This is a genomic window from Rhodopseudomonas palustris, from assembly GCF_007005445.1.
GTDB classification, from domain to species: domain Bacteria; phylum Pseudomonadota; class Alphaproteobacteria; order Rhizobiales; family Xanthobacteraceae; genus Rhodopseudomonas; species Rhodopseudomonas palustris_G.
In genome coordinates this window covers 1,093,015-1,117,062 of sequence record NZ_CP041387.1, presented here as the reverse complement: position 1 = coordinate 1,117,062, position 24,048 = coordinate 1,093,015, and the positions used below count along the sequence as shown (strand labels likewise).

The window sequence follows — 24,048 nt, the reverse complement described above, 5'->3', positions numbered from 1 at the left end:
TCAGATAAAAATGAGCAAGATTCCGAACTTCGCCGAGATCGCGTTCCAGCCCACCGCCGCCCCTGCGCCTGCAGGTGAGGCCCAGCCGTGGCTGACGCCCGAAGGCATCCTGGTCAAGCCGGGCTACTCCGAGGCGGATGTCGCCGGCATTGATTTCCTCGACACTTGGCCGGGCGTCGCGCCGTTCCTGCGCGGCCCCTACCCGACCATGTACGTCAACCAGCCGTGGACGATCCGGCAATATGCAGGCTTCTCGACCGCGGAAGATTCCAACGCATTCTATCGCCGCAACCTCGCCGCCGGTCAGAAGGGTCTGTCGGTGGCGTTCGACCTCGCCACACACCGCGGCTACGACAGCGATCATCCGCGCGTCGCCGGCGACGTCGGCATGGCCGGCGTGGCGATCGACAGCATCTACGACATGCGCACGCTGTTCGCCGGCATCCCGCTCGACCAGATGAGCGTGTCGATGACCATGAACGGCGCGGTGCTGCCGATCCTGGCGCTGTACGTCGCCGCCGCCGAGGAACAGGGCGTCTCTCCGGAGAAGCTGTCGGGCACCATTCAGAACGACATTCTGAAAGAATTCATGGTGCGCAACACCTACATCTATCCGCCGGTGCCCTCGATGCGGATCATCTCCGACATCTTCGCCTACACCTCGCAGAAGATGCCGAAGTTCAACTCGATCTCGATCTCCGGCTACCACATGCAGGAAGCCGGTGCGACGCAGGATCTCGAGCTCGCCTACACGCTCGCCGACGGCGTCGAATACGTCCGCGCCGGCATCGCGGCTGGCCTCGACGTCGACAAATTCGCGCCGCGGCTGTCGTTCTTCTGGGCAATCGGCATGAACTTCTTCATGGAAGTCGCCAAGATGCGCGCCGCACGCCTGCTGTGGGCCAAGCTGTTGACGCAGTTCGATCCGAAGCAGCAGAAGTCGCTGAGCTTGCGCACCCACTGCCAGACCTCGGGCTGGTCGCTCACCGCGCAAGACGTGTTCAACAACGTCCCGCGCACCACGATCGAGGCGATGGCCGCCACCCAGGGCCACACCCAGTCTCTGCACACCAACGCGCTCGACGAGGCTCTGGCGCTGCCGACCGACTTCTCCGCCAGAATTGCGCGGAATACGCAGTTGTTCTTGCAGCAGGAGAGCGGCACCACAAGGATCATCGATCCGTGGGGCGGCTCGTACTACGTCGAGCGGCTGACCCACGACATCGCGGTCAAGGCCTGGGCTCACATCCAGGAAGTCGAAGCGCTCGGCGGCATGGCCAAGGCGATCGAAGCCGGCGTTCCGAAGCTGCGCATCGAGGAAGCCGCCGCCAAGACCCAGGCGCGGATCGACACCGGCCGGCAGTCGGTGATCGGCGTCAACAAGTACAAGCCGACCGACGAGGCTCCGATCGACGTGCTCAAGGTCGACAATTCGACCGTGCGCCGGCTGCAGATCGACAAGCTCGGCCGGTTGAAGAAGGAACGCGTCCAGGCCGACGTCGACGCCGCGTTGGCGGCGCTGACCCGCTCGGCTTCGGAAGGCAACGGCAACCTGTTGGCGCTGGCAATCGACGCCGCGCGCAAGAAGGCCACCGTCGGCGAAATCTCCGACGCGCTGGAGAAGGTCTATGGCCGGCATCGCGCCGAGATCAAGTCGATCACCGGCGTTTACAAGCGGGAGGTCGCATCGATGGCGGACCGGATGGAGAAGGTGCAGGCGCTGATCGACGCGTTCGAGGACGCCGAGGGCCGTCGCCCGCGCATCCTGGTCGCCAAGATCGGCCAGGACGGCCACGACCGCGGCCAGAAGGTGATCGCCTCGGCGTTCGCAGACATCGGCTTCGACGTCGATATCGGGCCGCTGTTCGCGACGCCGGAGGAAGCGGCCCGGCAGGCGGTGGAGAACGACGTCCACATTCTCGGCGTATCGTCGCTGGCCGCCGCGCACCTCACCGCGGTGCCGGAACTGAAGGCCGCGCTGAAGAAGCAGGGCCGCGACGACATCATGATCATCATCGGCGGCGTGGTTCCGCCGCAGGATTACGATGCGCTGTACAAGTCCGGCGCCGAAGCGATCTTCCCGCCCGGCACCGTGATCGCCGACGCCGCCGAGGAGCTGATCCACAAGCTCAACGCCCGGCTCGGCCATTCCAGCCAGGCGGCGGAGTAGCCAGGCGTCGAGAAATGCCGGCTTGATTGACAAACTAGTCTAATCAGACTAGTTTTTCCTTCATGAAGCAGGTCGGCATTTTCGAGGCAAAGACCCATTTGTCGAGCCTTCTCGACGAGGTCGAAAACGGTGCCGAAGTGACCATCACCCGGCACGGCAAGCCTGTCGCACGGCTAGTTCAGGCGAGTAGCGAGCTATCCGCCGACACGATTGCACGGCGGCGCCAGGCGATCCGCAATTTGCGCAGCTTGGCGCGCGACCTGAAGCTGAGTCCGACTCACGACGAGATCAAGAGCTGGATCAACGAGGGCCGCCGTTGATCGTGATGGACGCATCCGCCGCGCTGGCGATGTTCCTGGACGAGCGCGAACATCTCGCCAACGACGAGCTATTCGAAAGCCTAGCGGACCAGCAATTCGTTGTCCCGGCGCACTGGCACGCCGAAATCGGCAATGCGCTGACCACGAACGTTCGCCGCGGCCGCCTCACTCCCGACAAACTCGAATACGCGCTGCACAACCTAAAGATTCTTGAGGTGATCACTCAATCGTCTCCCGAGTTCGACGATATCGCCGTCGCGGTCCGCAGCGCTCTGGATTCCGGACTGACCTATTACGATGAACTGTATGTCCGGCTGGCCGAATTCAGGAATCTTCCGCTCTTCACCTTTGATGGCCAAATGAGAAAAGCGGCGCGTCAGCGCGGCGTCGAAATCCTTCCTGGGTAACTGCAGCGCCAAAGGCAATCTGCTATACTGACATTATGACCTCCGTCATCGACATGCCGCTGGACACCATCCTCGCCAGATTGCGCGAGAGGGGCGATGCATTGCGCGCCGAAGGCGTGGCCAAGCTATATGTGTTCGGCTCGCGCGCCCGCGGTGACGCCCGACCGGACAGTGATCTGGACGTGCTGGTGGAGGTGCTGCCGGATTACGAGCTGACTTGGAAGACGCCGCTTGATGTCGGCGACATCTGCGAAGCGGCTACAGGCATCCCGACACACGTCATGCTGCCCAGCGAGTTGACTCCACGTATCAGGGAGCGAATGGCCGACGATCTTGTCGAGGTGCTGTGAATGCCCCCTTCGATGGAAGACAGGCTCCTGGACATTCTGCGCTCGACGTCTCGTGTCCTAAGCCTCGTCGAGGGACGCAGCTTCGATGAATTCTCGCAAGACGAAGTGCGCCGTATGGCGGCCGAGCGTTATCTTGAGATCGTCTGCGAGGCAGCACGCAAACTCCCGGATGAGCTGAACCAAGAGGCGACCGACATAGACTGGCGTAAGATGACCGACTTTGCCAATCGGCTGCGTCATGCCTACCACGCGATCGACGTCGAGATCGTCTGGGACATTATCCATCATCATGTCCCTCCTCTGCGTTCCTTCGCCGAGCGGCGCATCGGCGCCGCCAATTCGTAATCGTTTTACCCTCCTCCTCGCGACTTTGGTCAGGCTCGACATGCTCTCATCTCACTTCCGTGCTTATCCGCTCGTCATTCTGGCCTGTCTGGCGATCGGCTCTCCCGCCCTCGCCGAACCGGCGAAGCCGAAGCCTGACTTCGCCGTCAAGACCAAAGCGATCGACGGCACGGTGACGCTCGATGCAGCGATCAAGGCCGATGCCAAGCTCGCCGAGAATTGCTTGGCCGAGGGCAAGACATGGATCGCTCAGCAGCGCACCGAGGCCGAGCCGGAATACAAGAGCGATCCGGCGCTGTTCCGCAACGGCCCGTGGACCTACGAGCGCAGCTACGCGGTGGATTCGGAGGTCGCCGGCCGCTACGTCTCGATCCTGCGCACCGACTACAGCTACACCGGCGGCGCGCATCCCAACACCGAGATCGACACCATCCTGTGGGACAAGCAGCTCGCCAGGCGTATCAGCATCCGCCCGTTCTTCACCGACCTGTCCGACGGCAGCCCGGCGATGCAGGCGATGGTCAAGGGCGTGATCGCAGCGCTGAGAGCCGAGAAGAAAGCGCGCGGCACCGAGGATGACGGCGAGGACTACGTCAAGAGCATCGAGCCGAAACTGCTGAAGATCGGCCCGGTGACGTTGGCGCCCTCGACCGAATCCGGCAAGAGTTCCGGCCTGACGTTCCACTACGCGCCCTATGCCGTCGGGGCCTATGCCGAGGGCAGCTACGATGCTTTCGTGCCGTGGACCGCGCTGAAGCCGTATCTGTCGGCGGAAGGCCGCGCGATCTTCGGCGGCGACCGCCCGAAAGGCGATGATGACCGCAACAAGTAAGAAGCCGCTCGACCTGCCGTCGCTGGCCAGCGAGGTCCGCAGCGGCCATCGCGCCGCGCTGGCGCGCGCCATCACCCTGATCGAGAGCCGCCGCGCCGACCACCAGGCGTCGGCGCGTGCGCTGGTGCAGGAGCTGCTGCCCGACACCGGACGCGCGATCCGGGTCGGCATCACCGGCTCGCCCGGCGTCGGCAAGTCGACGACCATCGACGCGCTCGGGATGTATCTGATCGCGCAGGGCCACAAGGTCGCGGTGCTGGCGGTCGATCCGTCCTCGGCGCGCACCGGCGGCTCGATCCTCGGCGACAAGACCCGGATGGCACGGCTGTCGGCCGAGCCGAACGCCTTCATCCGCCCCTCGCCCTCCTCCGGCACGCTCGGCGGCGTCGCCGCCAAGACCCGCGAAGCGATGTTGCTATGCGAGGCCGCCGGCTTCGACGTGGTGCTGGTCGAGACCGTCGGCATCGGCCAGTCCGAAACGGCGGTCTGCGACATGACCGACTTCTTCCTGGCCCTGATGCTGCCCGGCGCCGGCGATGAGCTGCAGGGCATCAAGAAGGGCCTGGTCGAGCTCGCCGACATGATCGCCATCAACAAGGCCGACGGCGACAACATCCCCCGCGCCAATCTCGCCGCCGGCGAGTATCGCGCCGCGCTGCATATCCTGACGCCGCGCTCGATGCATTGGCAGCCGCCGGTGATCACCTACTCGGCCGCGACCGGCAACGGCATCGCCGAGCTGTGGCAATCGGTGCTCGACCATCGCACCGCGACGACGCCGTCGGGCGAGTTCGACGCGCGGCGGCGCGAGCAGCAGGTCAAATGGATGTGGACGCTGCTGGAAGATCGCTGGAAGGCGAAGCTGCGCAGCGATCCTTCGATCCGCGCCAAGGTCAGATCCACCGAGGCCGCCGTCGCCGAAGGCACGATCACCCCGACGCTCGGCGCCGATCAGGTCGCGGAGCTGATCGGGTGAGCGGCCTGCGCATCCTGATCACCGGCTTCGGACCGTTTCCCGGTGCGCCGTTCAATCCGACTCCCGCGCTGGTCGACCGTCTCGTGAAATTGCGCCGACCGGCATTGGACGACGTCACGCGTGCCGGCCACGTCTTCAACGTCAGCTACCGCGCGGTCGATCGCGACCTGCCGGCGCTGCTGGCGCAGCATCGGCCCGATGCGCTGCTGATGTTCGGCCTCGCCGCGTCGACCCGGCACGTCCGGATCGAGACCCGCGCCCGCAACGCCATCACCACGCTGTGGCCCGACGCCGAGCAGGTGACGCTGCGCCACGGCCAGATCGCGCCGGGCGAAGCTGCGCGCGGGTTCGGTCCGCATGGCGCGAGGCTGGCGCGCGCAGCGCAGCTCACCGGGATCGATGCGCGGCTGTCGCGCGACGCCGGGCGCTATCTGTGCAACTATCTGTGCTGGCGCGGGATCGAGGCGACGCAGGCGCCGGGCGGCCCGCGCCTCACCGCCTTCGTGCACGTGCCGCTGATCAGCCGCGACGGCACCGCTTGGCCGGGAAGTCGGATCACCGCCGAGCATCTGGTCGATGCTGGCGAGGCCATGCTGCTCGAACTGGTGCGGCTGACCCGCGCGGCACGCCGCGCCGCAGCCTGAGCCGGGTTAACCCTACGGCCAAACATCGCTACTCCGGCGCGGCGCGATCGTCAGCGCCACGGCAGATTCTGCGTTAGTTCTGGTCGCAGCAGATCATCGCACAGGAGCACGCGCGCCATGGCCCCGCACCGCCGCGACGTCCTCGGCATTCTGGCATCCGCCGGCGCGCTGGCGCTAACCGCCACCCCGCTCGCCGCCGCTCCGACGTCGCGCCGCGGCCGCGATGCCGCGCTGTCCGGCGTCCGTCCTGATAGTTCCGAAGACCAGACCACCGCCCTGCAACGCGCGATCGACGACGCCGCCACGCGGCGCGTGCCGCTGGCGCTGCCGCCGGGGACCTATCGCACCGGCCGGCTGAGGCTGCCGTCCGGCGCGCAGCTCTCCGGCGTGCGTGGCGCCACCCGCCTGCTCTTCACCGGCGGGCCATCGCTGTTCGACAGCCAGGGCGCGGAGACGGCGACGCTGTCCGGTCTCGTCATCGACGGCGCCGGCATTCCGCTGCCGAGCCGGCGGGGCCTCGTGCACTGCATCGACGCGCAGGACTTGCTGATCCAGGATTGCGCGATCACCGCCAGCGGCGGCTCCGGCGTCTGGCTGGAGGCGACGTCCGGCGCGATCAGCAACAACACATTGACGAAGATCGCGGTCACCGGCGTGGTGTCGTTCGACGCCAAGGGGCTGCGCGTCGATCGCAACACCATCATCGACACCAACCACAACGGCATCGAAATCCTGCGCACCGCGATCGGCGACGACGGCACGCTGGTCACCGGCAACCGGATCGAGAACATCAAGGCCGGCCCGGGCGGCTCGGGCCAGTACGGCAACGCCATCAACGCGTTTCGCGCCGGCAACGTGGTGATCAGCGGCAACCGCATCAAGGATTGCGATTACTCCGCGGTGCGCGGCAATTCCGCCTCGAACATCCAGATCACCGGCAACAGCGTGTCCGACGTGCGCGAGGTGGCACTGTATTCGGAATTCGCTTTCGAAGGCGCGGTGATCGCGAGCAATACCGTGGACGGCGCCGCGCTCGGCGTCTCGGTGTGCAATTTCAACGAGGGCGGACGGCTCAGCACCGTTCAGGGCAATATCATCCGCAACCTCAGGCCGAAGCGGCCGATCGGCACCGCGCCGGACGACGACGCCGGCATCGGCATCTATGTCGAGGCCGACACCGCGGTGTCGGGCAACGTCATCGAAAACGCACCCTCGTTCGGCATCGTCGCCGGCTGGGGCAAGTATCTGCGCGACGTTGCCATCACCGGCAATGTCGTGCGCAGGAGTTTCATCGGCATCGGCGTCTCTCTGATGGACGGCGCCGGCACCGTGACGATCACCGGCAACACGATCGCCGAAACCCCGCGCGGCGCAGTGGTCGGGCTCGATCATGCAACACCGGTGACGCCGGATCTGACCCTGCCGGGCGCCACGCGGTTCACCCAGGTCGCGCTCGGCAGCAATTCGGTGCGGTGAAAACAGTCCCGCGCCCGACCGAGCGGTCATTCTCCTCGCAATGATTCCTGCCGTAGCGGACAACGCGAAGGGGCCGCCCCCAACCCGAAGCGGCCCCACGCGCGATCAGAAGGACACGGTCAGGCGGGTGTTGAACGAGCGGCCCATGCCGGGCACGCCGTAGCCCCAGATCGGCGACGAGCCGCCCATCATCGAGGCGGCGCGGTAGTCGACGAGGTCGGCCCCGCCGAGCGGCAGGGTGTAGAACTTGTCGAACACGTTATCGACGCCGATGTCGAGCCGCACATTCTCCCAGCGATAGCCGGTGCGCAGGTTGAGCAGCGCGTAGGCCGAGGTGGTGGTTTCGTTGCGCACTTCGCTCACCTGGGTCTTGGCGCCGACCAGTTGCAGCTCGATGCCGTTGACCCAGCCGCCGAGTTCGTGATCGAGCCCGAGCTTCGCGTTGACCGGCATCACGTGATACAAATTGATGCCGTCGGTGCGCCGGCCGTGCACGTAGGCGAACTGGCCGCGGAGTACGCCCCGGCCGTAAGCCGAATTGTCCCACGCCGTCAGCCGCCCGTCGAGATTGACGCCGTAGAGTTCGGCGTCGTGGTTGGCGAACTGCAGGAACACGAAGGCGCTACTCTTGGTCAGGTTCGCCGCATTGCAGCTCAAGCTGCCCGCGACGAAGCAGCGGTTCACGTCGATGTAGTCCTGCACATAGCTGTAATACGGCGTAACCCGGACCTCCCACAGCTTCTGCGCCGGATCGTGCCACGCCGCGGTGAAGCTCACCGTATGAGCCTTCTCCGGAGCGAGATCGACGTTGCCGACATAGCCGTTGCCGTCGCCGAACCAGCCGATCATCTTCATCGCCATCGCGGTGTTCGACCAGGTGTAGCGCTCATACAAATTCGGCGAGCGGGTCTTGCGCGCGAGGCCGAGCTCGAACTGGCTGATCGCGTTGGGTTCATAGCGGATCAGCGCCGAGCCGTCGAAATTGACGTCGGTGCGGTCGCGGTCGCCGCCATTGAAGCGTGCCGCATCGGCTGCGTACATCGAACTGTAGCCCTGGACGTTCCCCGTCCCCATCCACACCACATCGTTGCGCAGGCCGAACAGCGTCGTCCATTCCCGATTCCAGTGCCGCTCCCACTCGACGAAGGTGCCGAGCCGGGTGCGGCGGCCGTCGTTGATGTTGATGAAGGTGTTGGGCGACATCATCATCCCGGAGCCCGGCACCGGATCCCACCAGTCGTCGAGGCGGTACGCATGGGTCTCGTTGCCGATGCGGATCAGATCGTGGTCAGAGGCGATCACCGACGCCTTGATATTGTAGCCGAGGTCGGTGCCGCGGGTATCCATCGGCATGTCGGCGATCTTGTCCGGCGCGATGAAGCCCATGGTGTGCCGGATGCGGTGATAGAACGCCGACGTCTCCAGCTTGCCCCAGTCGAACACGCCGTCGTAGCGGCCGTTGACGAACATCGAGCGGTTGGACACCATGTCCATGTACTGGTTGACGTAGCCCTGATACGGGATGAACTGCCCGCCGACCTGCAGCGTGAACAGGTTGCCGGCGCTCTGCCGCGAGATGCTGACGGCGTGGTTCTGCACCTCCCACAGCGTCGACTTCACCGTCATGCCGTTGCCGGCCTTGTAGTTGCTCGAGCGGGCCCAGCCGCCGGTGTAGGTGACGCTGGTGTCCTGATTGGCGATCGTGGCGCGCGCATCGACGCCGTAGGCGTTGCCGTTGCTGCGATAGAAGCCCGAGACCGTCGCGGTGGTCAGCAGGCTCGGCCCGCTCGCGAACAGCGGCGGCGCGGTGGTGACGTCGATCTTGCCGCCGATGTAGTCGCCGCCGACGCTGACCGGCGCGACACCCAGATAGGCGCGCATGCTGGCGATCATCTGCGGATTGACGAAGGACAGCGGCGGATTCATCTCGTTCGGGCACGCCGGGCTGATCAGCATCGAGTTGATCGCCACCTGCACACGGTCGGCACCGACGCCGTTCAGCGCCGGCAGGCTGGAGACGCCGCCGGCGCCCCACACCGCGCCGCCGGGAATGTCGGTGACCAACGACGCCGTATCGCTGGTGCCGAGGCTGCGCGCTACTGCCGCCGAGCCCGGCAGCGTGGTGGCCGAGGGGGAGACCGGCTCGGCCGCCGGCGCTGCGGGCGGCGGCGGCATGGCGGCGGCGCGGATCACGGGACCGCGCTGCGGCGAGGTTGTCGGGGCGCGAACGCGCGGCTTGGCACGTGGCTTGGCGGAATCGACCACGATGGTCGACAGACTGCTCGCCGCTTGTGCCGAAGCCGGCGATGGCGACAACGCGATGGCGGAGACGGCAAACGCCGCTAACGGCAGCGACAGCAGCGAGGTGGACAGCAGCAGGGACCGGCGCAGGCCGGCGCAGGAAACGGACGACATGACGAGAACTCACGGAAAGTCGAGCGCGCGCAGCATCGGGCTGGCGCAGGACATCTGACGCCGTGCGCTGCAACGAGCAGACGCGACGGTGACAGCAGCGAAACGGCAAGGCATCGCCGTCGCAGGCCGAAGCGCGCGATCAGCGATCGGTGCGGTTACGCTAGCTCCGGAGGTCCGCGAGCGGAATGCGACGAGACCGGGGCGCTACGCGGAGCGGCCTCGGTCGGCGGCCAGCGCTGAGCGAGCCAGGCCCAGGCCAGACTCGGCGCCGCGGTGACGACCTGCGACGGCGGCGGAAGGCTGCAGATCAGAATGCAGGCAATGCACTTGAAGTGCACCACCACGCGATCCTGCGAGTCGGCGGGCGCGGAGGTGTCGATCGAGTGGCAGATGCCGGCGCTGCTGAGAACGTCGAGCGAGGCGGCACCCGCGGGTGGCATCGCCGACAAGGCGATCTGCAGCAGCAGCGCGAACGTGACTATCCAACAGGTCGACATCCGCAGCGCGGAGGCGAGCCAGTCGGAATGGGAGCGGAACACAGGCAAGCGGTTCGGACGACGCGGATGCGCGGCCGATGCCGTCTCCTTCACCTCGCTCCGCAACACCCTCAGCACATGCGTCCCCAGCCTGTGCGGCACAGGTAATCACAGTGTCGAAGGTGCAACAATACAGTGAAGCATTAAGATACCGCACTTCATGATATTTGGAATAGTTGTCACTATTTGAACACAGGCGGCATCTGAACACGGACGGCGCAAACGCGTGCGCCCGGGGGAGCCCGGGCGCGACACGTCGAAGGATGCGAAAGTCAGCGAGCGCGAGCCTCGGGCTACGCCGCCCGCACCGTCTCGACGAAGCGGGTGACTTCGTCCTTGAGGCGATTGCTGTCGCGCGACAGCAATTGCGCGGCGGAGTGGACCTGTGCCGACGCGGTGCCGGTCTCAGTGGCGCCACGCTGCACGTCGACGACGTGGGCCGACACGTCCTGCGTACCACGCGCCGCCTGCTGCACGTTGCGGGAGATCTCCTGCGTCGCCGCCCCCTGTTCTTCCACAGCCGAGGCGATGGTCGATGCGATCTCCGACATCCGCTCGATGGTGCCGCCGATCTCGCGGATCGCCCCGACCGACTCCTGCGTCGCCGACTGCATACTGCCGATCTGCTGACTGATCTCGCCGGTCGCCTTCCCGGTCTGTTCGGCCAGCGCCTTCACCTCCTGCGCCACCACCGCGAAGCCGCGGCCGGCGTCGCCGGCGCGCGCCGCTTCGATGGTGGCGTTGAGCGCCAGCAGATTGGTCTGGCCGGCGATGGTGTTGATCAGTTCGACCACGGCGCCGATCCGATTTGCCGCATCCGCGAGTTGGCCGATGCGGTCGTTGGTCTTGCGCGCCTGATCGACCGCGTCGCCGGCGATCCGCGCCGATTCCTGAACCTGACGACTGATCTCGGTGATCGACGAGGTCATCTGCTCGGTCGCCGACGCCACCGACTGCACGTTCGACGATGCCTGTTCGGACGCCGCAGCGACCGAGGTGGCGAGCTCCTGCGAATGCTCGGCGGTGGAGGTCAGCGTCCCGGCGGATGCCTCGAGCTCGGTCGCGGCCGAGGTCACGGTCTCGATGATCTCGCCGACCGCGCCTTCGAAATGATCGGCGAGGCGCTGCATCTCCGCCTTGTGCTCGGCGGCGACCCGGCGCTCGGCTTCCTCCTGCTCGGCCTTCAGCCGGTCGCATTCGAGCGAGTTGTTGCGAAACACCTCGACCGTACAGGCCATCAGCCCGATCTCGTCGAGACGGCCGGAGCCGACGATCTCGACATCGGTGTTGCCGGCAGCCAGTTCCTTCATCACGCCGGACATCGCCACGATCGGCCCCGACACCGCGCGTCCGATCAACCAGGCGAGCACGAAGCCGATCGCCATCGCGCCGAGAGTGATCAGCAGGATCTGGGTCTGGGTCTCGCCGATCAGCGCCGCGGTCTGGTGGCCGATCTGCTTCTGTTCGGCGACACCGGACTGCTTGATGGTCGCTGCATCGAGCGCAAGCGATTGCGCCACCTTGGTCATCGCCGCGATGGTCGCATCGATCCCGACGACATCGCGCACCGACTGCTGGTAGCCGTCGGCGTAGATCGCAAGGTCGGCCTCGATCGCGGCGAGCTGCTTGCGCTCGGCCGCGGTGGCGAGCACCGTCTTCATGGTCGACAGCACGGTTCTGAAATCGGCGAGCGCCTTTTCGGCGCCGGCCTGGGCGGCCTTCTCCAGATGAATGCCCAGGACCTTGCTGGCGGACAGCCGCAGCAGCAGAAACTGCTTCATCGCTTGTCCGACCAGGAGCGCCTGATCACTGTTGCCGTCGCCGCTCATCGTCGCGGATTGCAGTTGCTCGAGCTGGCCGACGATCCGCTGACCCACCGGTCCGAGCACGGTCGCCGACAACCTGTTCTGATCCTGCCGGAGCTTGGTCAGCTCGTCGAACTGCGCGACATAGGAGGCGAACTTGCTGCCGAGTTCGACCATCGCCGCACGACGACCGGGATCGCGAACAAGCTGCATCGCCTGCTGGATGTTGTCTTGCAGCTCGGCGCGGCGCTTGCCCGCCTCGGCGATCAGCGTATCCTCGCCGGTGAGGCTGTATTCGCGCACGGTCCGCCTGAAGTTGGTGAAGTTCTGCTCGACGTTGCGAACCGCATCGACGACGCCGACGCGCTGATCGAAGCTCGAAAACGCATCTCCGAGCTTTCCAAAATTCGTGTAGTTCAGAATCGCCAGCACCGCCATCAGCACCTGCACGGCGGCGAAGCCGATGGCGATCTTGAAGCCGATCTTGCGGTTGGTGAAGAACGAAAACAGGCCCGTCGCGGCGGACGGGACAGGCGACGAATGAGCACTAGGCATGATCTCTTTCCCGACGAGGCCGCGCGAAAGCGTGGCTGCACTCAGCGCATGAAAAGAGGAACCCGCGGCACGACAAGGGACGCGCACGTCGCCGCTGATCCCTCCTGTGATTTCATCTTATGAGCGAATCCGGAACCGGATCGCACGCAATGAGTGCGCCGAAATTCGTTCCAATCCGTTAAACATCGGCGGCGCAATTCGGCGCGCATTGGCGTTAGTTTGCGCCCATCACCAGATCGGCGATCACTTCAGAGCTTGATCGACATCAAACGCGGTCGCAAAGCCGAAGTAACTGTTGGTGTTAGTAAGCCGAGCTGCGGAGGGACCGGCGCACGATGCGAGGCCGACGAACTCCTGCCTTACGACGAAGGTCGCATCGGCCGATGCTGTGGATGAATCGCGCGAACGCGTCCTGCGCGAATCAGCACGGACCTACGCGTCAGCTCACCTTGCGCAACAGTGAGTAGCGCTGCTCGAGTCGCGCCGGATCGAGCGCGTGCATCCACACCGGAACATCGTCGGGGACGATCGCGGGGGCGGGCTCCGGGGCAACCGGGGCACGCACCGGCTCGGCGGGCTTGATGGGTTTTGCGGGAGTGGCGACGCGCGGCGGCTGGGCCGACCGAGGTGCCGAGTGAGGCAGCGCGTACGAGGGCGAGCCGTTGACAGCCTCGCCATCGAAGTAGAACGCCAGCCGCGGCGGGACCTTCTTGTTGCGGCCGAGCCAGGACAGATCGACCGGACGATTGTCCAAGGTCGCTTCGCGCTTCAGCAGGCCGCGCCAGGATTCGACCGCGGCTTTGGCTTCCTGGACGTTCTCCAGGAATTCGCGTTCACCGAAGAACCGTCGCCACCGACCGGTTTCGAACAGCTCGGTGAGGTAGTCGAGCCGCTGCTCTGCGAGCAAGCACCAGCGCTCGACGAGCGCACGGCCACGCTCGGCGTCGGTCTGTTCCATGGTCAATCCGCCAGGAGAGGGAAAATGAACGCGACGCAACACACGAATCGACGCAAAGCTTACGAACGATGTTGTTAACAAAAATTTACCATGTCCAGCGTGGCGGTAACTCGTAGCTCCACGAGCCGCCAGCGCTGTTAGAACCCTTCGAAGGTCGCCGACCGGGGACGCGGTCGTTCGGGCTCGGGCAAACGAAAGACCCGCCCGGGGGGACAACCGGGCGGGTCAAAAGCCATATCAGCGCTGGGGTGGATGGGCGCTCGCGCCGAGTACGGCCTCGTTGGGGAGGTGGTTTCCGCTCCCACAACGATTGGTCAGCCGACAACGCCGAGACGTTCAATCCGGTTGCTGATTTTTCTCGCGCGTCGATGTGGGGATCAGTTCAGCCCGTACGGCAGCCCGCCGCGGCCGGACGCGCCGACATTGCGAGACGGGGAGTTCGCGGCGACAGGGCAGAGGCAGGCGTGGATAGACAGGCATGCGCGGCGGAATGACGCCGAGGCGGTCTGACGCGCCGATTTGTGCAACGCGACGGGATCAGGGCGCAGCAAGCACCACGCTGACGATCGGCTCTTTTTGCAGCCGGCCGATCAGGTTCTCCTGATCCTGCTTCGACAGCGCACGGTCGCCGAATTGCAGCCGGAACACCCCACCCCGCGAGCTGTCGACCACCACCGCGTTGTATTGATCGAGCAGCGAGGCGATCTCGGCGGCCCGCGCCTCGGGCGCAAACTTGACGAGCACGCGCGGAGCGGTCGGCGGCGGCGCCAGGCTTCGCACCACCGGCCCGCCCGAACGTTCCGCCATCACCATCGGCGGCGCAGTCTTGGCAGCCTCGGCACGCTCGGGCATCGCCGCGGCCGGGGGGGACGCAGGAGATGAGGCCGGCGCCGACGCCATGTTCCGCGGCCGCGGGTCGTCGGCGGCGATCCGGAGCGGACCGCTCTCGGGCCACGCCAGCATCGCCCCGATCAGGCCGGCTTGCAGCAACAGCGCGAGACCGGCGACCGATGCCGACCAGGCCAGCGCCTTGGGCGACAGCCCGGCAAAAAACCCGGCGAACCGCGCGCCCAAGCCGCGCCCGGCGCTCGGCGCCTGGGCCGGTTCGGCGTCGATCGCGGCGAACAGCTTATGCAGTGTCCGCGACGACGGCGCCCCGAGGCTCTCGTTCAGCTCGATGGTCGCGGCATATTCTTCGAGGATCACGGCATATTGCCGCGCCAGCTTGGGGTCGCGATCGAGCGCATCGGCGACCCGGCGGGCGTCGCGGGCGTTCAGCGTGCCGGCGGCGTACCACGGCAGCAGCGCCTCGATTTCGCCCGGCTCCCGCTGCTCGGGCATCGTGTTGCTCATCGCCATCATGGCCAGCCTCGCTGGACGCCGGCCGCCTGCAGCAGGTCGGCAAGTTTCTTTCGCGCGTAGAACAGCCGGGTTTTCACCGTGTTCTCCGGAATTCCGACGATCCGGGCGACTTCTTCGACTGATTTCTCATGGTAGTACACCAGATCGACGATCTCTCGATGTTCGGGTGACAGCGACGTCAGGCACTTTCGTAGCGCCTCGCCGGTGTCCTTCTTCTGCACTGCGATCTCTGGATCGTCCGAGGGATCCTCGATCGCGGCGGCAGCATCTTCGTCCAGTTCGGCATCCTTGCGGCGTCGCAGCGCCGACAACGCCTTGAACCGCGTGATCGCCAGCAGCCAGGTCGAAACCGAAGACCGTCCCTCGAACTTGCCGGCCTGCCGCCAGACGTCGAGGAACACTTCGCTGATAAGATCCTCGGCGATCTGTTCGTTCCTGACGAGACGCAGCCCGAACCGGAAGACCTTGACGTGATGCCGGCCATACAGCACCTGCATCGCGACGCGGTCCCCTTGGGCGATCCTGGCGATCAGCGCCTCGTCGGTGGCAGTCTGTTTGCCCGTCACTGGCCATCTCTTGAATTTGGTCGGCCCGGCCCAGCGGAAGGTTCGACAAATAAACGCAAATTTTAGATCCCCGGGATTCCCACCAGCGCCCAATTCCGGCGCCGGCGGCAGCGTTTCAGAGCTCCTTCGGGAGCCTCGGCCGGAACTGAGTCGAAGCCTCCGAGCGTTCCGACGTTACCAAGCCGCGATGCGATTTGCGCGACATATCCACACATCGCTGGCAGCAGCCTGTCCCAGGAAATCCCGCAATCCGGAGAATTGCCCCTGAAATCAGCCGGCCGGCCGGCCCGCGCTGCGACGCCCACAACCATGCGGATACTAAAACGAAAGGCTTTTCCACGTAGGTTCCCGTAGCTCTACTCTCGACCGGGCGGACGATGGGACGAACTGCCGCGATCTCGGGCCCCCTGCCCGATCCTCAAGCCTGCGCTGACGACGATGCACGGATGATCGCTGTCCGCGGCCGGCGCATGCGGCAGCGCCGGCAGATGCTGGACCTGATCGCGGTCAGCTTCATGATCGACGCCGCGATCCTGCTGATCTACGTTCAGGCCGGCACCATTGCGCCGGTCGTGGCCGTGACCTTCGCGGTCTGCGGCGGCATCCTCGGCAGCATCCTGTTCGCGCTGTCCGAGTCCGGGTTCAACGACCGCTTCCCCGACCACTATCTGACGGTTCCGATCGCCATCACCCATCTGGTGCTGATCATCGGATTTGCCGCCTGGGTGCCGCAGATCGGCGCGTTCTTCCTGTTCGAACTGTTCGTCGTGTTCGGCTTCGCGGCGCTGCGCGCCGACCGGCGGCAGGCGCTGATCTCCTGGGGCGCCCTGCTGTGCGTTCTGACTCCGCTGTTCCTGCTCACCGACCTGCCGATCAGCCTGCCGCATCAGTCGCCGCTGGAGCGGCTCGCCACTCTGCTGGCGCTGGTGCTGACGGTCGGGCGCTGCATGTTCATCGGCGTGTTCTCCAAGGCGATGCGGGATTCGCTGTACAAGCGCGGCATCCAGCTTCGTGAGGCGTATCAACGGATCGAGGAACTGGCCGAGCTCGACGAGCTGACCGGGGCCTACAATCGACGCCGTATCATGCGGCATCTCGACAACGAGATCGAACGCGCCGCACGGCACTGCGAGCCGCTGTCGCTGGCGCTGATCGATCTCGACTGGTTCAAGCGCATCAACGACACGTTCGGCCATCCGACCGGCGACGAGGTGCTGCGCACCTTCGCGATTACGATCTTTGCCAACATCCGCAGCTTCGACCGGTTCGGCCGCTATGGCGGCGAGGAATTCCTGCTGCTGCTGCCCAATACCTCCGAAGACGAAGCCCGCCTGATCCTCGATCGGCTCCGTCTGATCGTGGCCGGACTGGACTGGAGCGCGTTCTCGCCGAGCATGTCGGTGACGCTGTCCGCGGGCGTCACCACCATGACGCTGCAGGAATCCACCGAATCCGTTCTGTCGCGCGCCGATCGCGCATTGTACGAGGCCAAGCACGGCGGACGAAACCGAGTTGCCAGCGCCTGAAGAAGCAGGCGCGTGTCTTCACTCCAGGAAAGAGTAATGATTCTTCGATCCAAGCGGCCGGCCCTGCACCTGCTCGACGAGTTGCAGGCCATGCTGGCGCACGGCACCGTCGCACGACGGGTGGAAACCCTGCGCCGCGTCACCGACCTGTTTCTCGGCGGCGTCGCCTACAACGACGAACAGATCGAGGTGTTCGACGACGTCTTCACCTGCCTGGTGGAAGACATCGAATCCAACGCCAAGGTGCTGCTGGCGCAGCGCCTCGCCCCGGTGAGTGCGCCGCCGCGGATCATCCAGCAACTCGCTTTCGAGGACCGGATCGAGATCGCCGCACCGGTGCTGTCGCAGTCCGAGCAGCTCGACGATGCGACGCTGATCGCCAACGCACGGGCCAAAAGCCAGCAGCACATGATGGCGATCTCGACGCGCCGCACTCTCAGCGGCGCCGTGACCGACGTGCTGGTCGAGCTCGGCAACCCGGCCGTGGTGCAGAGCACGGTGAGGAATCCCGGCGCCGAGTTTTCGGACAACGGCTATTGTGTTCTCGCCAAGCGCGCCGAAAACGACGACGGGCTCGCCGACGCGCTCGGCCAGCGTACAATTCCCCGCGCGCAGTACCTGAAGATGATCGCGATCGCCTCGGCCACTGTGCGCAGCAAGCTCGAAGCGGCGCATTCGCACGCGCCCGCGGAGGTCGACAACGCCGTGCGGCAGGCGAGCCGGCTGGCGCGCTCGGCGCCACGCGGCATCAGCCGGCAGACCAGCATCGCCCACGGCCTGGTGCGCTCGCTGTTCGAGGAAGGACGCATCAATGCCGCCGAGGTGCACAGCTTTGCCGCCCAGCGCAAATTCGACGAGACCAACCAGGCGATCGCCTGCCTCGCCAACATCACGGTGGAGGCCGCCGAGTCGATGATGGTCGAATCGCGCGACGAAGGCGTGCTGATCCTCGCCAAGGTGTGCAACCTGCCGTGGGCGACGGTGCGCGAGATCATCGACATGCGCGACGAGATCAACGGTACGCAATCGCACGACCTCGACGAGTGCCGCGAAACCTACGAGCGGCTGCGCCTCTCCACCGCCCAGCAGGTGCTGCGCTTCCACCGCATGCAGCAATCCGCAGCAGCGGCGCAGCCGCCGGCCGCCTGAGCGGCCAGCGCTTTCCGGCCTTCACATCCGATAGCGCAGCCCCGCAAACACCGCGCGTCCTATCCCCGGATTGAACAGCGCCGACGCTGCCGTGGCGGTCTCGACCGCAATCGTGGTCGAGATGTAGCGCTTGTCGAGCAGGTTGCGGCCCTCGATATAGCCGGACCAGCCGGTGCCGTCGTCGTAGCCGAGCTTGAAGTTCAGCAGCGCATAAGGGTCGACCGTCAGCGTATTGGCGTTGTCGGCGAAGAACGCCTGCGGCATCCACTCGACATTCGGCCCGGCGTAGAAGCCGGATGCGTGCTTGTACAGCACCTCGGCCCGCACATAGTGCGCCGGCACCGCCGGCAGACGATTGTTGCCCCAGGTCGCGTCGCCGTCGAACCGGAAGTCGCTGTAGGTGTAGGCGACGTTGAACCAGAACCGGTCGTCCTGCGCGAAGCTCGATTGCAGGAACGCGACGCCGAGCCCGGCTTCGACGCCCTGATGCACGGTGCGATCGGCATTGCGGATGGTGCAGGCCCCGGGCGTCGCCGGGCTGGTGAGACACTGCAGCTCGTTACGGATCTCGGCACGATACAGCGACACGTCCCAGGTCAGGTCCGGCCGACGGCCGCGGGTGCCGATCTCGTAGGTCGTCGCGGTCTGGGCGTTGATATCGGTGCTCGCCGGCGACGCGAAGGTGGTGACGTCGTAGGTCGGCACCTCGGCGCTGCGCGAGATGTTGCCGTACACCTGCCAGGCCGGATCGACGTCCCACAGCACGCCGATCTTGGGACTGAACGGGTTGTAGGCACGCCGCCCCGACTGGTCGCCGTTGGCCAGGTAGCGATCCTGCTGGTCGCGCACCGCGTGCAGGACCTGCGCCCCGGTCACGACCGCGACGTTGGGCAGGACGTAGAACGAGTTGTCGGCATAGGCCGAGACGTTCTGCGACTTCCACAAATAAGACGCCGCCAGCGGCCCCTTGGTGGCGGCGCCGACGTTCCAATACTGGTTGATGTCGATGGTGCCGTTCTGGATGTTGACGCCGGTGATCAGGCGGTTGCGGAAGCCGCCGATGAAGCGGTCGTCGGTGGCGCGGGCGAAGCCGCCGTAATCGTGGACGTGAAAATCCAGCCACTGATAGATCGGATGCATCACGTGGCGTTCGAGCACGAAGGCGCCGAAATCCACGCTGGTCTCGCCAAACCGCAACGTCGCCTTGTTGGCGACGCGCACCGAGTCGATGTTGCGCTGCTGGTCCTGCTGCACCCACACCGGATTCGCCGCACGCGGCGAGTTGAGCGCCTGATCCTTGGTGACCTCACCGGGAATCTGCGCCCGCCAGCGGCTGACATTCAGATAGAACCGGGTCTCGACGTCGGGCGAGAACTGATAGCCGACATTGGCATTCAGCCGTTCGGCGTCGGTCTTGCTGTGCTCGCGATAGCCGTCCTCGCGCTGCGCCGACATCGTCATGTACCAGTCCGCGGCACCGGCGACCCCGCCGGTCGCGACCTGCGACTTCAAGTAACCGAAGCTGCCGCCGTCGACACGTGCCTCGAACTCGGGCGCGTCGCCCCCGGTCGGCATCACGAAATTGATCGCGCCACCGAGCGAGTTGGCGCCGTAGCGCAGGCCGTTGGCCCCCTTGTAGACCTCGATGTAGCGATAGGCCGTCGGATCGATCTCGTAGAGGTCGAACAGCCCGTCGGCGGTGCTGATCGGGATGCCGTCCATCGACGGATTGATGCCGCGGTTGCCGTAGGCACGCGACAGGCCCGAGCCGCGGATCGAAATCCGCGCGTCCGGCCCCCAGCGCTGCTGGATCAGCACGCCCGGCACCCAGCCGAGCGCGTCCTTGATGGTGTTGGCCGGCGAATTCTTGAACGCCGTGTCGGGCACCAGCGCAACTCCGCCGGGCGTGCGCTGGATCTCCTGGCGAGCCTGGTCGGCGGTCGGCACCGTCAGGCTCGGAACAGTGCCGGCGCCTTGCTGGATCGCCGGAGCCGCGGCCGGCCGCGCCGGAGCCGTTCCGCGATTGGCGGCACGCACGGCGCGGCTGGCGCTCGACGTGGCGCTCGACGTGGCGCGCGGCTTCGGCCGGGCGGCGGGCCGCGGTGCCTGGTCGGGCGCCTGCACCGTCACCGGCGGCAACGGATCTCTCGCCTCACTCTGCGCCTGCGCGGAAGCGCCGAACATTGAGGCTGACGCGATGGCTGCCGCGGAGACCAGCAGCACGCGGCGGGACGACAACGGGATCGACGACATCCCCTCTCCCTCACCACCGCGCCTTGAAGCCGGCATAGACGGCACGCCCGGTGCCGGGTTCGAACAGCGGCGAGTTGGCGTTCGCCTTGTCGATGATGCTGGCCGAGGCGATGTAGCTCTTGTTCAAGAGGTTGCGGCCTTCGATATAGATCGAATACGGCCCGCCATTGTCGATGCCCGCCTTGAGGCCGAGCAGCGCGTAGGGCTCGGTCTGCAGCGTGTTGGCGCTGTCGACGTAGTAGGCCTGCGGCACCCATTCGACGTTCGGGCCCATATAGAACCCGTTCGGATTCTTGTAGAGCAGCTCGGCGCGCAGATAGTGCCGCGGCGCGCCGGGCAACAGGTTGTTGCCGAACCTGGCGTCGCCGTCGAACCGGAAGTCGTTCAGCGTATAGGCCATGTTCAGCCACAGCCGGTCCGGCGCGCCGGCCCGTTCGAACAGGTGCTTGAACAGCGTCACGCCGAGCCCGGCTTCGACGCCTTGGTGCATGGTGCGGTCGGCATTGGTGACGTTGCAGTTGCCGAACGCGCTGTACAGGCACAGCAGCTCGTCCTTGATCTCGGCGCGGTACAGGCTGAGATCCCAGGTCAGGTCGGGACGCCGCCCGCGGGTGCCAATCTCGTAGGTGGTGGCGCGTTGCGGGCGGATGCTGGTGAACGGAATGAACGGAATCCCCGGCCCCGACGCGCTCTCGCCGAAGCTCGGTACTTCGGCACTGCGCGAGACGTTGGCGAAGGCCTGCCAGTTCGGATCGATCTGCCACAGCAGCCCGCCTTTCGGGCTCCACAGATTGAACGTGGTCGAGCCGGACTGATCGCCGTCCGACAGGAACCGATCGCGACGGTCACGGGTGGCGTGCAGGAATTGCGTGCCGGCGACCAGCGCGACGTTGGGCAGGACGTAGAATGAATCCTCGACGTAGAACGCGGTGTTGGTCGACTTGTCGAGCGACGACGACGCCAGCGCGCCCTTCTGCCCGGCAATGTTGACGTATTGTTTGTTGTCGAGCCGGCCGTTCAGCAGGTTGATGCCGGCGACCAGCCGGTTGCGATAGCCGCCGATGATGCGGTCGTCGGTGACTTTGGCGAAGCCGCCGTAATCCTGGTAGCGATAGTCCAGCCACTGGAAGATCGGATGCATCAGGTGGCGATCGACGCCGAACGCGCCGAAATCGACCACGGTGTTGTCGAACCGGATCGTGGTCTTGTTGGCGAGCCGAACGGTGTCGATGTTGCGCTGCTGATCGAGCGCGACGTTGTTGGCCGCGGCAGTCTGCGGCGCATTCAGCGCGACATCCCTGGTGACGCTGCCGGGAATCCGCTGCCGCACGTGATTGGCGTTGAGGTAGAACCGGGTCTCGATGTCCGGCGTGATCTGGTAGCCGATATTGGCGCTGAGCCGGTGGGCCTCGCCGTCGCTGTGATTGCGGAAGCCTTCGGCGGCCTGGGTCGACGCGGTGACATAACCGTCCCACGCCCCGTTGACGCCGCCGGCATTGGCCTGCAGCCGGCGATAACCGAACGCGCCGGCATCGACGCTGACGCCGTTGGGGAACGGATCGCGTCCCGTTTTGGTGACGAAGTTGATCGCGCCGCCGAGCGAATTGGCGCCGTATTGCAGCGCGTTAGCGCCCTTATACACCGCGACGTAGTTGTAGGCGGTCGGATCGATCTCCTGGAAGTCGCCGTAGCCGTCTGCGGTGTTGATCGGAATCCCGTCCATATAGAGCTGCACGCCGCGCAGGTGGAAATTGCGCGACAGGCCCGAGCCGCGGATCGACAGCCGGGTGTCGTCGCCCCATTTCGGCTGCGCGAACACGCCGGGCACGTAGTCGAGAATGTCCTTGATAGTGCTCGCCACGGTGGAATTGCGATAGGCGTTGGCCGGCACCAGCGCGACGCCGCCGGGCGCCTGCTGGATATCGGCAAGCGCCTGCTGCACCGTGAGCACGGTCAGCGCCGGCCCGCGTGCGATCTCGCTGACGGCCGGTGCCGATGACGGCTGCGCGGCGGGCGCGGCACTGCGCACCGCGCGGGTCGACTGCGACGCCGCACGCGGCTTCGGACGCGCCGGCGCGGGCCGCGCGGCCTGATCGGGCGCCTGCACGGTGACCGGCGGCAGGGGGCTGTCGGAACGGCTTTGCGCCACGGCGGGCAAGACAACGAGGCAGGTAGAGACGAGCGCGGTGGCATGCGCGAGCACACGGCTGCGCGGCCGCGGAAATGCGGATGACATGATGGAACTCCGGCAACTGAGCGGACGATGAGATGGGCGCGCGCAGACGCGCGCGATCGTCAGGTCAGAACCGGCGGGCCGCGCGGCTGATAGTCGAGCGAGGGCTGCAGCGCGACGAACGACGCGGAGCGCGGCACCTCAAAACGGATGCTGAAGGCGATCCGGATCGCCAGCCCGGGAGACAAGGGCGGCGGGGTCGCGACGACGTGGTTGCCGAGGCACAGCGGGCAGCGGATCGGAACCGCCTTGGCCGGCTGGCCGGCATCACCCCGGGCGGTATCGGCGTCGGTAACGGCGAAGCAGAACGCGTGACCGGTGAGAAGCTGGACCGGAGACTGGCCGGCGAGCAGCGCGCTGGCGAGCATCACGTTGAGCACGAGCGCGTAGGCAGCGACCCACGCCGCCACCAATGCCCTCGCCCGCCGTCGCGAAAATCCGCCCATCCTGCGCCCCTTGGTGTTTTGCTACCACAGGTACAAAGCGAGTCAAATTCATTCGCAGATCAGTAACATCCCTGAGGTGTCTCAGTAACGCAGCACCCGGGGACCCAGCACGGCGCCGAGGCCGGCGACCATCGCGGTCGCCAGCGTGTACCAGGTGGCGACGAACAGCGGAGAATCGTCGGCGCAATGCGCCGCGTACAGCGTGCCGGCGAGCCCGGCCGACAGCATTCCGGCCAGCGCTCCGGCCAGCGCCGGGCGGGACGGTGCGCCGCGGCGCAGCGCGAGCAATGCCGCGACCAGGATCGGCAGCGCCAGCACCGGGATCGAGCCGAGACAGAGCAGCGAATTGTTGCCGACCAGCCGCGTCATCGCCGAGCTTCGTTGTGGCAGCATCGCCTCGACGCCGATCGCGAGGCCCAGGATCGCCAGCGGTGCCAGCAGCAGCAGGCGCCAGCCCTTCGCCGTCGCCTCGGGGCGCGACAGATGCAGCGCGACGATGATCGCCGCCAGCGCCAGCGCAAGCGTCACGACGAACTTCACGTCGAAGAACGGATTGCTGATCGCCTCGTGCAGGTCGGGGCGCAGCCCCAGCGTCGACAGCAACAGCGCCGCCGACACCGGCAACGCCACCAGCAGCGAGGCGGCCAGCGCCTGCCCCACCGGTTTGTCGCGGCTGGCGCCGTCGGCGGCGAGGGCATCAATCAGGCGGTCGGTTTGCATGGGT

Annotated in this window: 21 protein-coding genes; 11 read left to right on the top strand and 10 right to left on the bottom strand. The window is 66.1% G+C overall.

Going from position 1 to position 24,048, the window contains the following annotated elements; genetic code table 11:
• Nucleotides 1–10 precede the first annotated feature (10 nt).
• The 9 genes from scpA to FLL57_RS05010 all read left to right on the top strand — a co-directional run bounded on the left by scpA (nt 11) and on the right by FLL57_RS05010 (nt 7,520).
• Nucleotides 11–2,170: a methylmalonyl-CoA mutase gene (scpA, locus tag FLL57_RS05050; RefSeq protein ID WP_142882296.1), complete on the top strand. Its 2,160-nt coding sequence runs from the start codon at nt 11–13 to the stop codon at nt 2,168–2,170.
• A gap of 62 nt (nt 2,171–2,232) precedes the next feature.
• The gene (locus FLL57_RS05045) at nt 2,233–2,490 is read left to right on the top strand and encodes a type II toxin-antitoxin system Phd/YefM family antitoxin (protein WP_013503370.1); all 258 of its coding nucleotides are present in this window, start codon (nt 2,233–2,235) and stop codon (nt 2,488–2,490) included.
• Between the two features lie 5 nt (nt 2,491–2,495).
• Entirely contained in the window at nt 2,496–2,897 is a 402-nt protein-coding gene (locus FLL57_RS05040) for a type II toxin-antitoxin system VapC family toxin (protein ID WP_234713306.1), read from the top strand.
• A 35-nt stretch (nt 2,898–2,932) separates the two neighbouring features.
• A complete protein-coding gene (locus FLL57_RS05035; RefSeq protein ID WP_047308216.1) occupies nt 2,933–3,247 on the top strand; it encodes a nucleotidyltransferase family protein in 315 nt (104 codons plus the stop codon).
• Nucleotides 3,248–3,592, top strand: a complete 345-nt coding sequence (locus tag FLL57_RS05030; protein WP_047308215.1) for a HepT-like ribonuclease domain-containing protein — start codon at nt 3,248–3,250, stop codon at nt 3,590–3,592.
• Between the two features lie 40 nt (nt 3,593–3,632).
• A complete protein-coding gene (locus FLL57_RS05025; protein WP_142882295.1) occupies nt 3,633–4,424 on the top strand; it encodes a DUF3298 and DUF4163 domain-containing protein in 792 nt (263 codons plus the stop codon).
• The gene (meaB, locus tag FLL57_RS05020; RefSeq protein WP_142882294.1) at nt 4,408–5,400 is read left to right on the top strand and encodes a methylmalonyl Co-A mutase-associated GTPase MeaB; all 993 of its coding nucleotides are present in this window, start codon (nt 4,408–4,410) and stop codon (nt 5,398–5,400) included. The genes FLL57_RS05025 and meaB overlap by 17 nt, the downstream gene beginning before the upstream one ends.
• Nucleotides 5,397–6,044, top strand: coding sequence for a pyroglutamyl-peptidase I (locus FLL57_RS05015; RefSeq protein ID WP_013503376.1), 648 nt, complete (start codon nt 5,397–5,399; stop codon nt 6,042–6,044). The genes meaB and FLL57_RS05015 overlap by 4 nt, the downstream gene beginning before the upstream one ends.
• A gap of 117 nt (nt 6,045–6,161) precedes the next feature.
• A complete protein-coding gene (locus tag FLL57_RS05010; protein WP_142882293.1) occupies nt 6,162–7,520 on the top strand; it encodes a TIGR03808 family TAT-translocated repetitive protein in 1,359 nt (452 codons plus the stop codon).
• 105 nt (nt 7,521–7,625) lie between these two features.
• On the opposite strand, the gene FLL57_RS05005 is transcribed toward FLL57_RS05010, so the two are convergent.
• The 6 genes from FLL57_RS05005 to FLL57_RS04980 form a co-directional block, all read right to left on the bottom strand.
• The gene (locus FLL57_RS05005) at nt 7,626–9,935 is read right to left on the bottom strand and encodes a TonB-dependent receptor (protein WP_142882292.1); all 2,310 of its coding nucleotides are present in this window, start codon (nt 9,933–9,935) and stop codon (nt 7,626–7,628) included.
• 155 nt (nt 9,936–10,090) lie between these two features.
• Nucleotides 10,091–10,525: a hypothetical protein gene (locus tag FLL57_RS05000; RefSeq protein WP_235677213.1), complete on the bottom strand. Its 435-nt coding sequence runs from the start codon at nt 10,523–10,525 to the stop codon at nt 10,091–10,093.
• A 239-nt stretch (nt 10,526–10,764) separates the two neighbouring features.
• Nucleotides 10,765–12,831 carry a HAMP domain-containing methyl-accepting chemotaxis protein gene (locus tag FLL57_RS04995; RefSeq protein ID WP_047308210.1) on the bottom strand — a complete coding sequence of 689 codons (2,067 nt, stop codon included), beginning with the start codon at nt 12,829–12,831 and terminating at the stop codon, nt 10,765–10,767.
• 439 nt (nt 12,832–13,270) lie between these two features.
• On the bottom strand, nt 13,271–13,789 hold the full coding sequence (locus FLL57_RS04990; RefSeq protein ID WP_047308209.1) for a TIGR03809 family protein: 519 nt from the start codon (nt 13,787–13,789) through the stop codon (nt 13,271–13,273).
• A 537-nt stretch (nt 13,790–14,326) separates the two neighbouring features.
• Nucleotides 14,327–15,151, bottom strand: coding sequence for a hypothetical protein (locus FLL57_RS04985; protein ID WP_142882290.1), 825 nt, complete (start codon nt 15,149–15,151; stop codon nt 14,327–14,329).
• On the bottom strand, nt 15,148–15,717 hold the full coding sequence (locus FLL57_RS04980) for a sigma-70 family RNA polymerase sigma factor (RefSeq protein ID WP_013503383.1): 570 nt from the start codon (nt 15,715–15,717) through the stop codon (nt 15,148–15,150). The genes FLL57_RS04985 and FLL57_RS04980 overlap by 4 nt, the downstream gene beginning before the upstream one ends.
• A 377-nt stretch (nt 15,718–16,094) precedes the next feature.
• Between FLL57_RS04980 and FLL57_RS04975 the strand changes: the two genes are divergently transcribed.
• Together FLL57_RS04975 and FLL57_RS04970 are read left to right on the top strand one after the other, a co-directional pair.
• On the top strand, nt 16,095–17,243 hold the full coding sequence (locus FLL57_RS04975; RefSeq protein WP_185966186.1) for a GGDEF domain-containing protein: 1,149 nt from the start codon (nt 16,095–16,097) through the stop codon (nt 17,241–17,243).
• 36 nt (nt 17,244–17,279) lie between these two features.
• Nucleotides 17,280–18,392, top strand: coding sequence for a DUF2336 domain-containing protein (locus FLL57_RS04970; protein WP_013503385.1), 1,113 nt, complete (start codon nt 17,280–17,282; stop codon nt 18,390–18,392).
• A 21-nt stretch (nt 18,393–18,413) separates the two neighbouring features.
• On the opposite strand, the gene FLL57_RS04965 is transcribed toward FLL57_RS04970, so the two are convergent.
• The 4 genes from FLL57_RS04965 to FLL57_RS04950 form a co-directional block, all read right to left on the bottom strand.
• Entirely contained in the window at nt 18,414–20,645 is a 2,232-nt protein-coding gene (locus FLL57_RS04965; protein ID WP_142882288.1) for a TonB-dependent receptor family protein, read from the bottom strand.
• 10 nt (nt 20,646–20,655) lie between these two features.
• Nucleotides 20,656–22,881 carry a TonB-dependent receptor family protein gene (locus FLL57_RS04960; RefSeq protein WP_142882287.1) on the bottom strand — a complete coding sequence of 742 codons (2,226 nt, stop codon included), beginning with the start codon at nt 22,879–22,881 and terminating at the stop codon, nt 20,656–20,658.
• Nucleotides 22,882–22,940: 59 nt separating this feature from the next.
• The gene (locus tag FLL57_RS04955; RefSeq protein ID WP_235677212.1) at nt 22,941–23,288 is read right to left on the bottom strand and encodes a DUF2946 family protein; all 348 of its coding nucleotides are present in this window, start codon (nt 23,286–23,288) and stop codon (nt 22,941–22,943) included.
• Between the two features lie 117 nt (nt 23,289–23,405).
• Complete coding sequence (locus FLL57_RS04950) at nt 23,406–24,044, bottom strand: NrsF family protein (RefSeq protein WP_142882285.1); 639 nt, start codon at nt 24,042–24,044, stop codon at nt 23,406–23,408.
• Nucleotides 24,045–24,048: the final 4 nt, after the last annotated feature.

Coding starts and splice junctions, on each gene's coding strand:
- scpA (WP_142882296.1), top strand. CDS start 11: ATGAGCAAGATTCCGAACTTCGCCGAGATCGCGTTCCAGCCCACCGCC.
- FLL57_RS05045 (WP_013503370.1), top strand. CDS start 2,233: ATGAAGCAGGTCGGCATTTTCGAGGCAAAGACCCATTTGTCGAGCCTT.
- FLL57_RS05040 (WP_234713306.1), top strand. CDS start 2,496: ATGGACGCATCCGCCGCGCTGGCGATGTTCCTGGACGAGCGCGAACAT.
- FLL57_RS05035 (WP_047308216.1), top strand. CDS start 2,933: ATGACCTCCGTCATCGACATGCCGCTGGACACCATCCTCGCCAGATTG.
- FLL57_RS05030 (WP_047308215.1), top strand. CDS start 3,248: ATGCCCCCTTCGATGGAAGACAGGCTCCTGGACATTCTGCGCTCGACG.
- FLL57_RS05025 (WP_142882295.1), top strand. CDS start 3,633: ATGCTCTCATCTCACTTCCGTGCTTATCCGCTCGTCATTCTGGCCTGT.
- meaB (WP_142882294.1), top strand. CDS start 4,408: ATGACCGCAACAAGTAAGAAGCCGCTCGACCTGCCGTCGCTGGCCAGC.
- FLL57_RS05010 (WP_142882293.1), top strand. CDS start 6,162: ATGGCCCCGCACCGCCGCGACGTCCTCGGCATTCTGGCATCCGCCGGC.
- FLL57_RS05005 (WP_142882292.1), bottom strand. CDS start 9,935: ATGTCGTCCGTTTCCTGCGCCGGCCTGCGCCGGTCCCTGCTGCTGTCC.
- FLL57_RS04995 (WP_047308210.1), bottom strand. CDS start 12,831: ATGCCTAGTGCTCATTCGTCGCCTGTCCCGTCCGCCGCGACGGGCCTG.
- FLL57_RS04990 (WP_047308209.1), bottom strand. CDS start 13,789: ATGGAACAGACCGACGCCGAGCGTGGCCGTGCGCTCGTCGAGCGCTGG.
- FLL57_RS04985 (WP_142882290.1), bottom strand. CDS start 15,151: ATGATGGCGATGAGCAACACGATGCCCGAGCAGCGGGAGCCGGGCGAA.
- FLL57_RS04975 (WP_185966186.1), top strand. CDS start 16,095: ATGGGACGAACTGCCGCGATCTCGGGCCCCCTGCCCGATCCTCAAGCC.
- FLL57_RS04970 (WP_013503385.1), top strand. CDS start 17,280: ATGATTCTTCGATCCAAGCGGCCGGCCCTGCACCTGCTCGACGAGTTG.
- FLL57_RS04965 (WP_142882288.1), bottom strand. CDS start 20,645: ATGTCGTCGATCCCGTTGTCGTCCCGCCGCGTGCTGCTGGTCTCCGCG.
- FLL57_RS04960 (WP_142882287.1), bottom strand. CDS start 22,881: ATGTCATCCGCATTTCCGCGGCCGCGCAGCCGTGTGCTCGCGCATGCC.
- FLL57_RS04950 (WP_142882285.1), bottom strand. CDS start 24,044: ATGCAAACCGACCGCCTGATTGATGCCCTCGCCGCCGACGGCGCCAGC.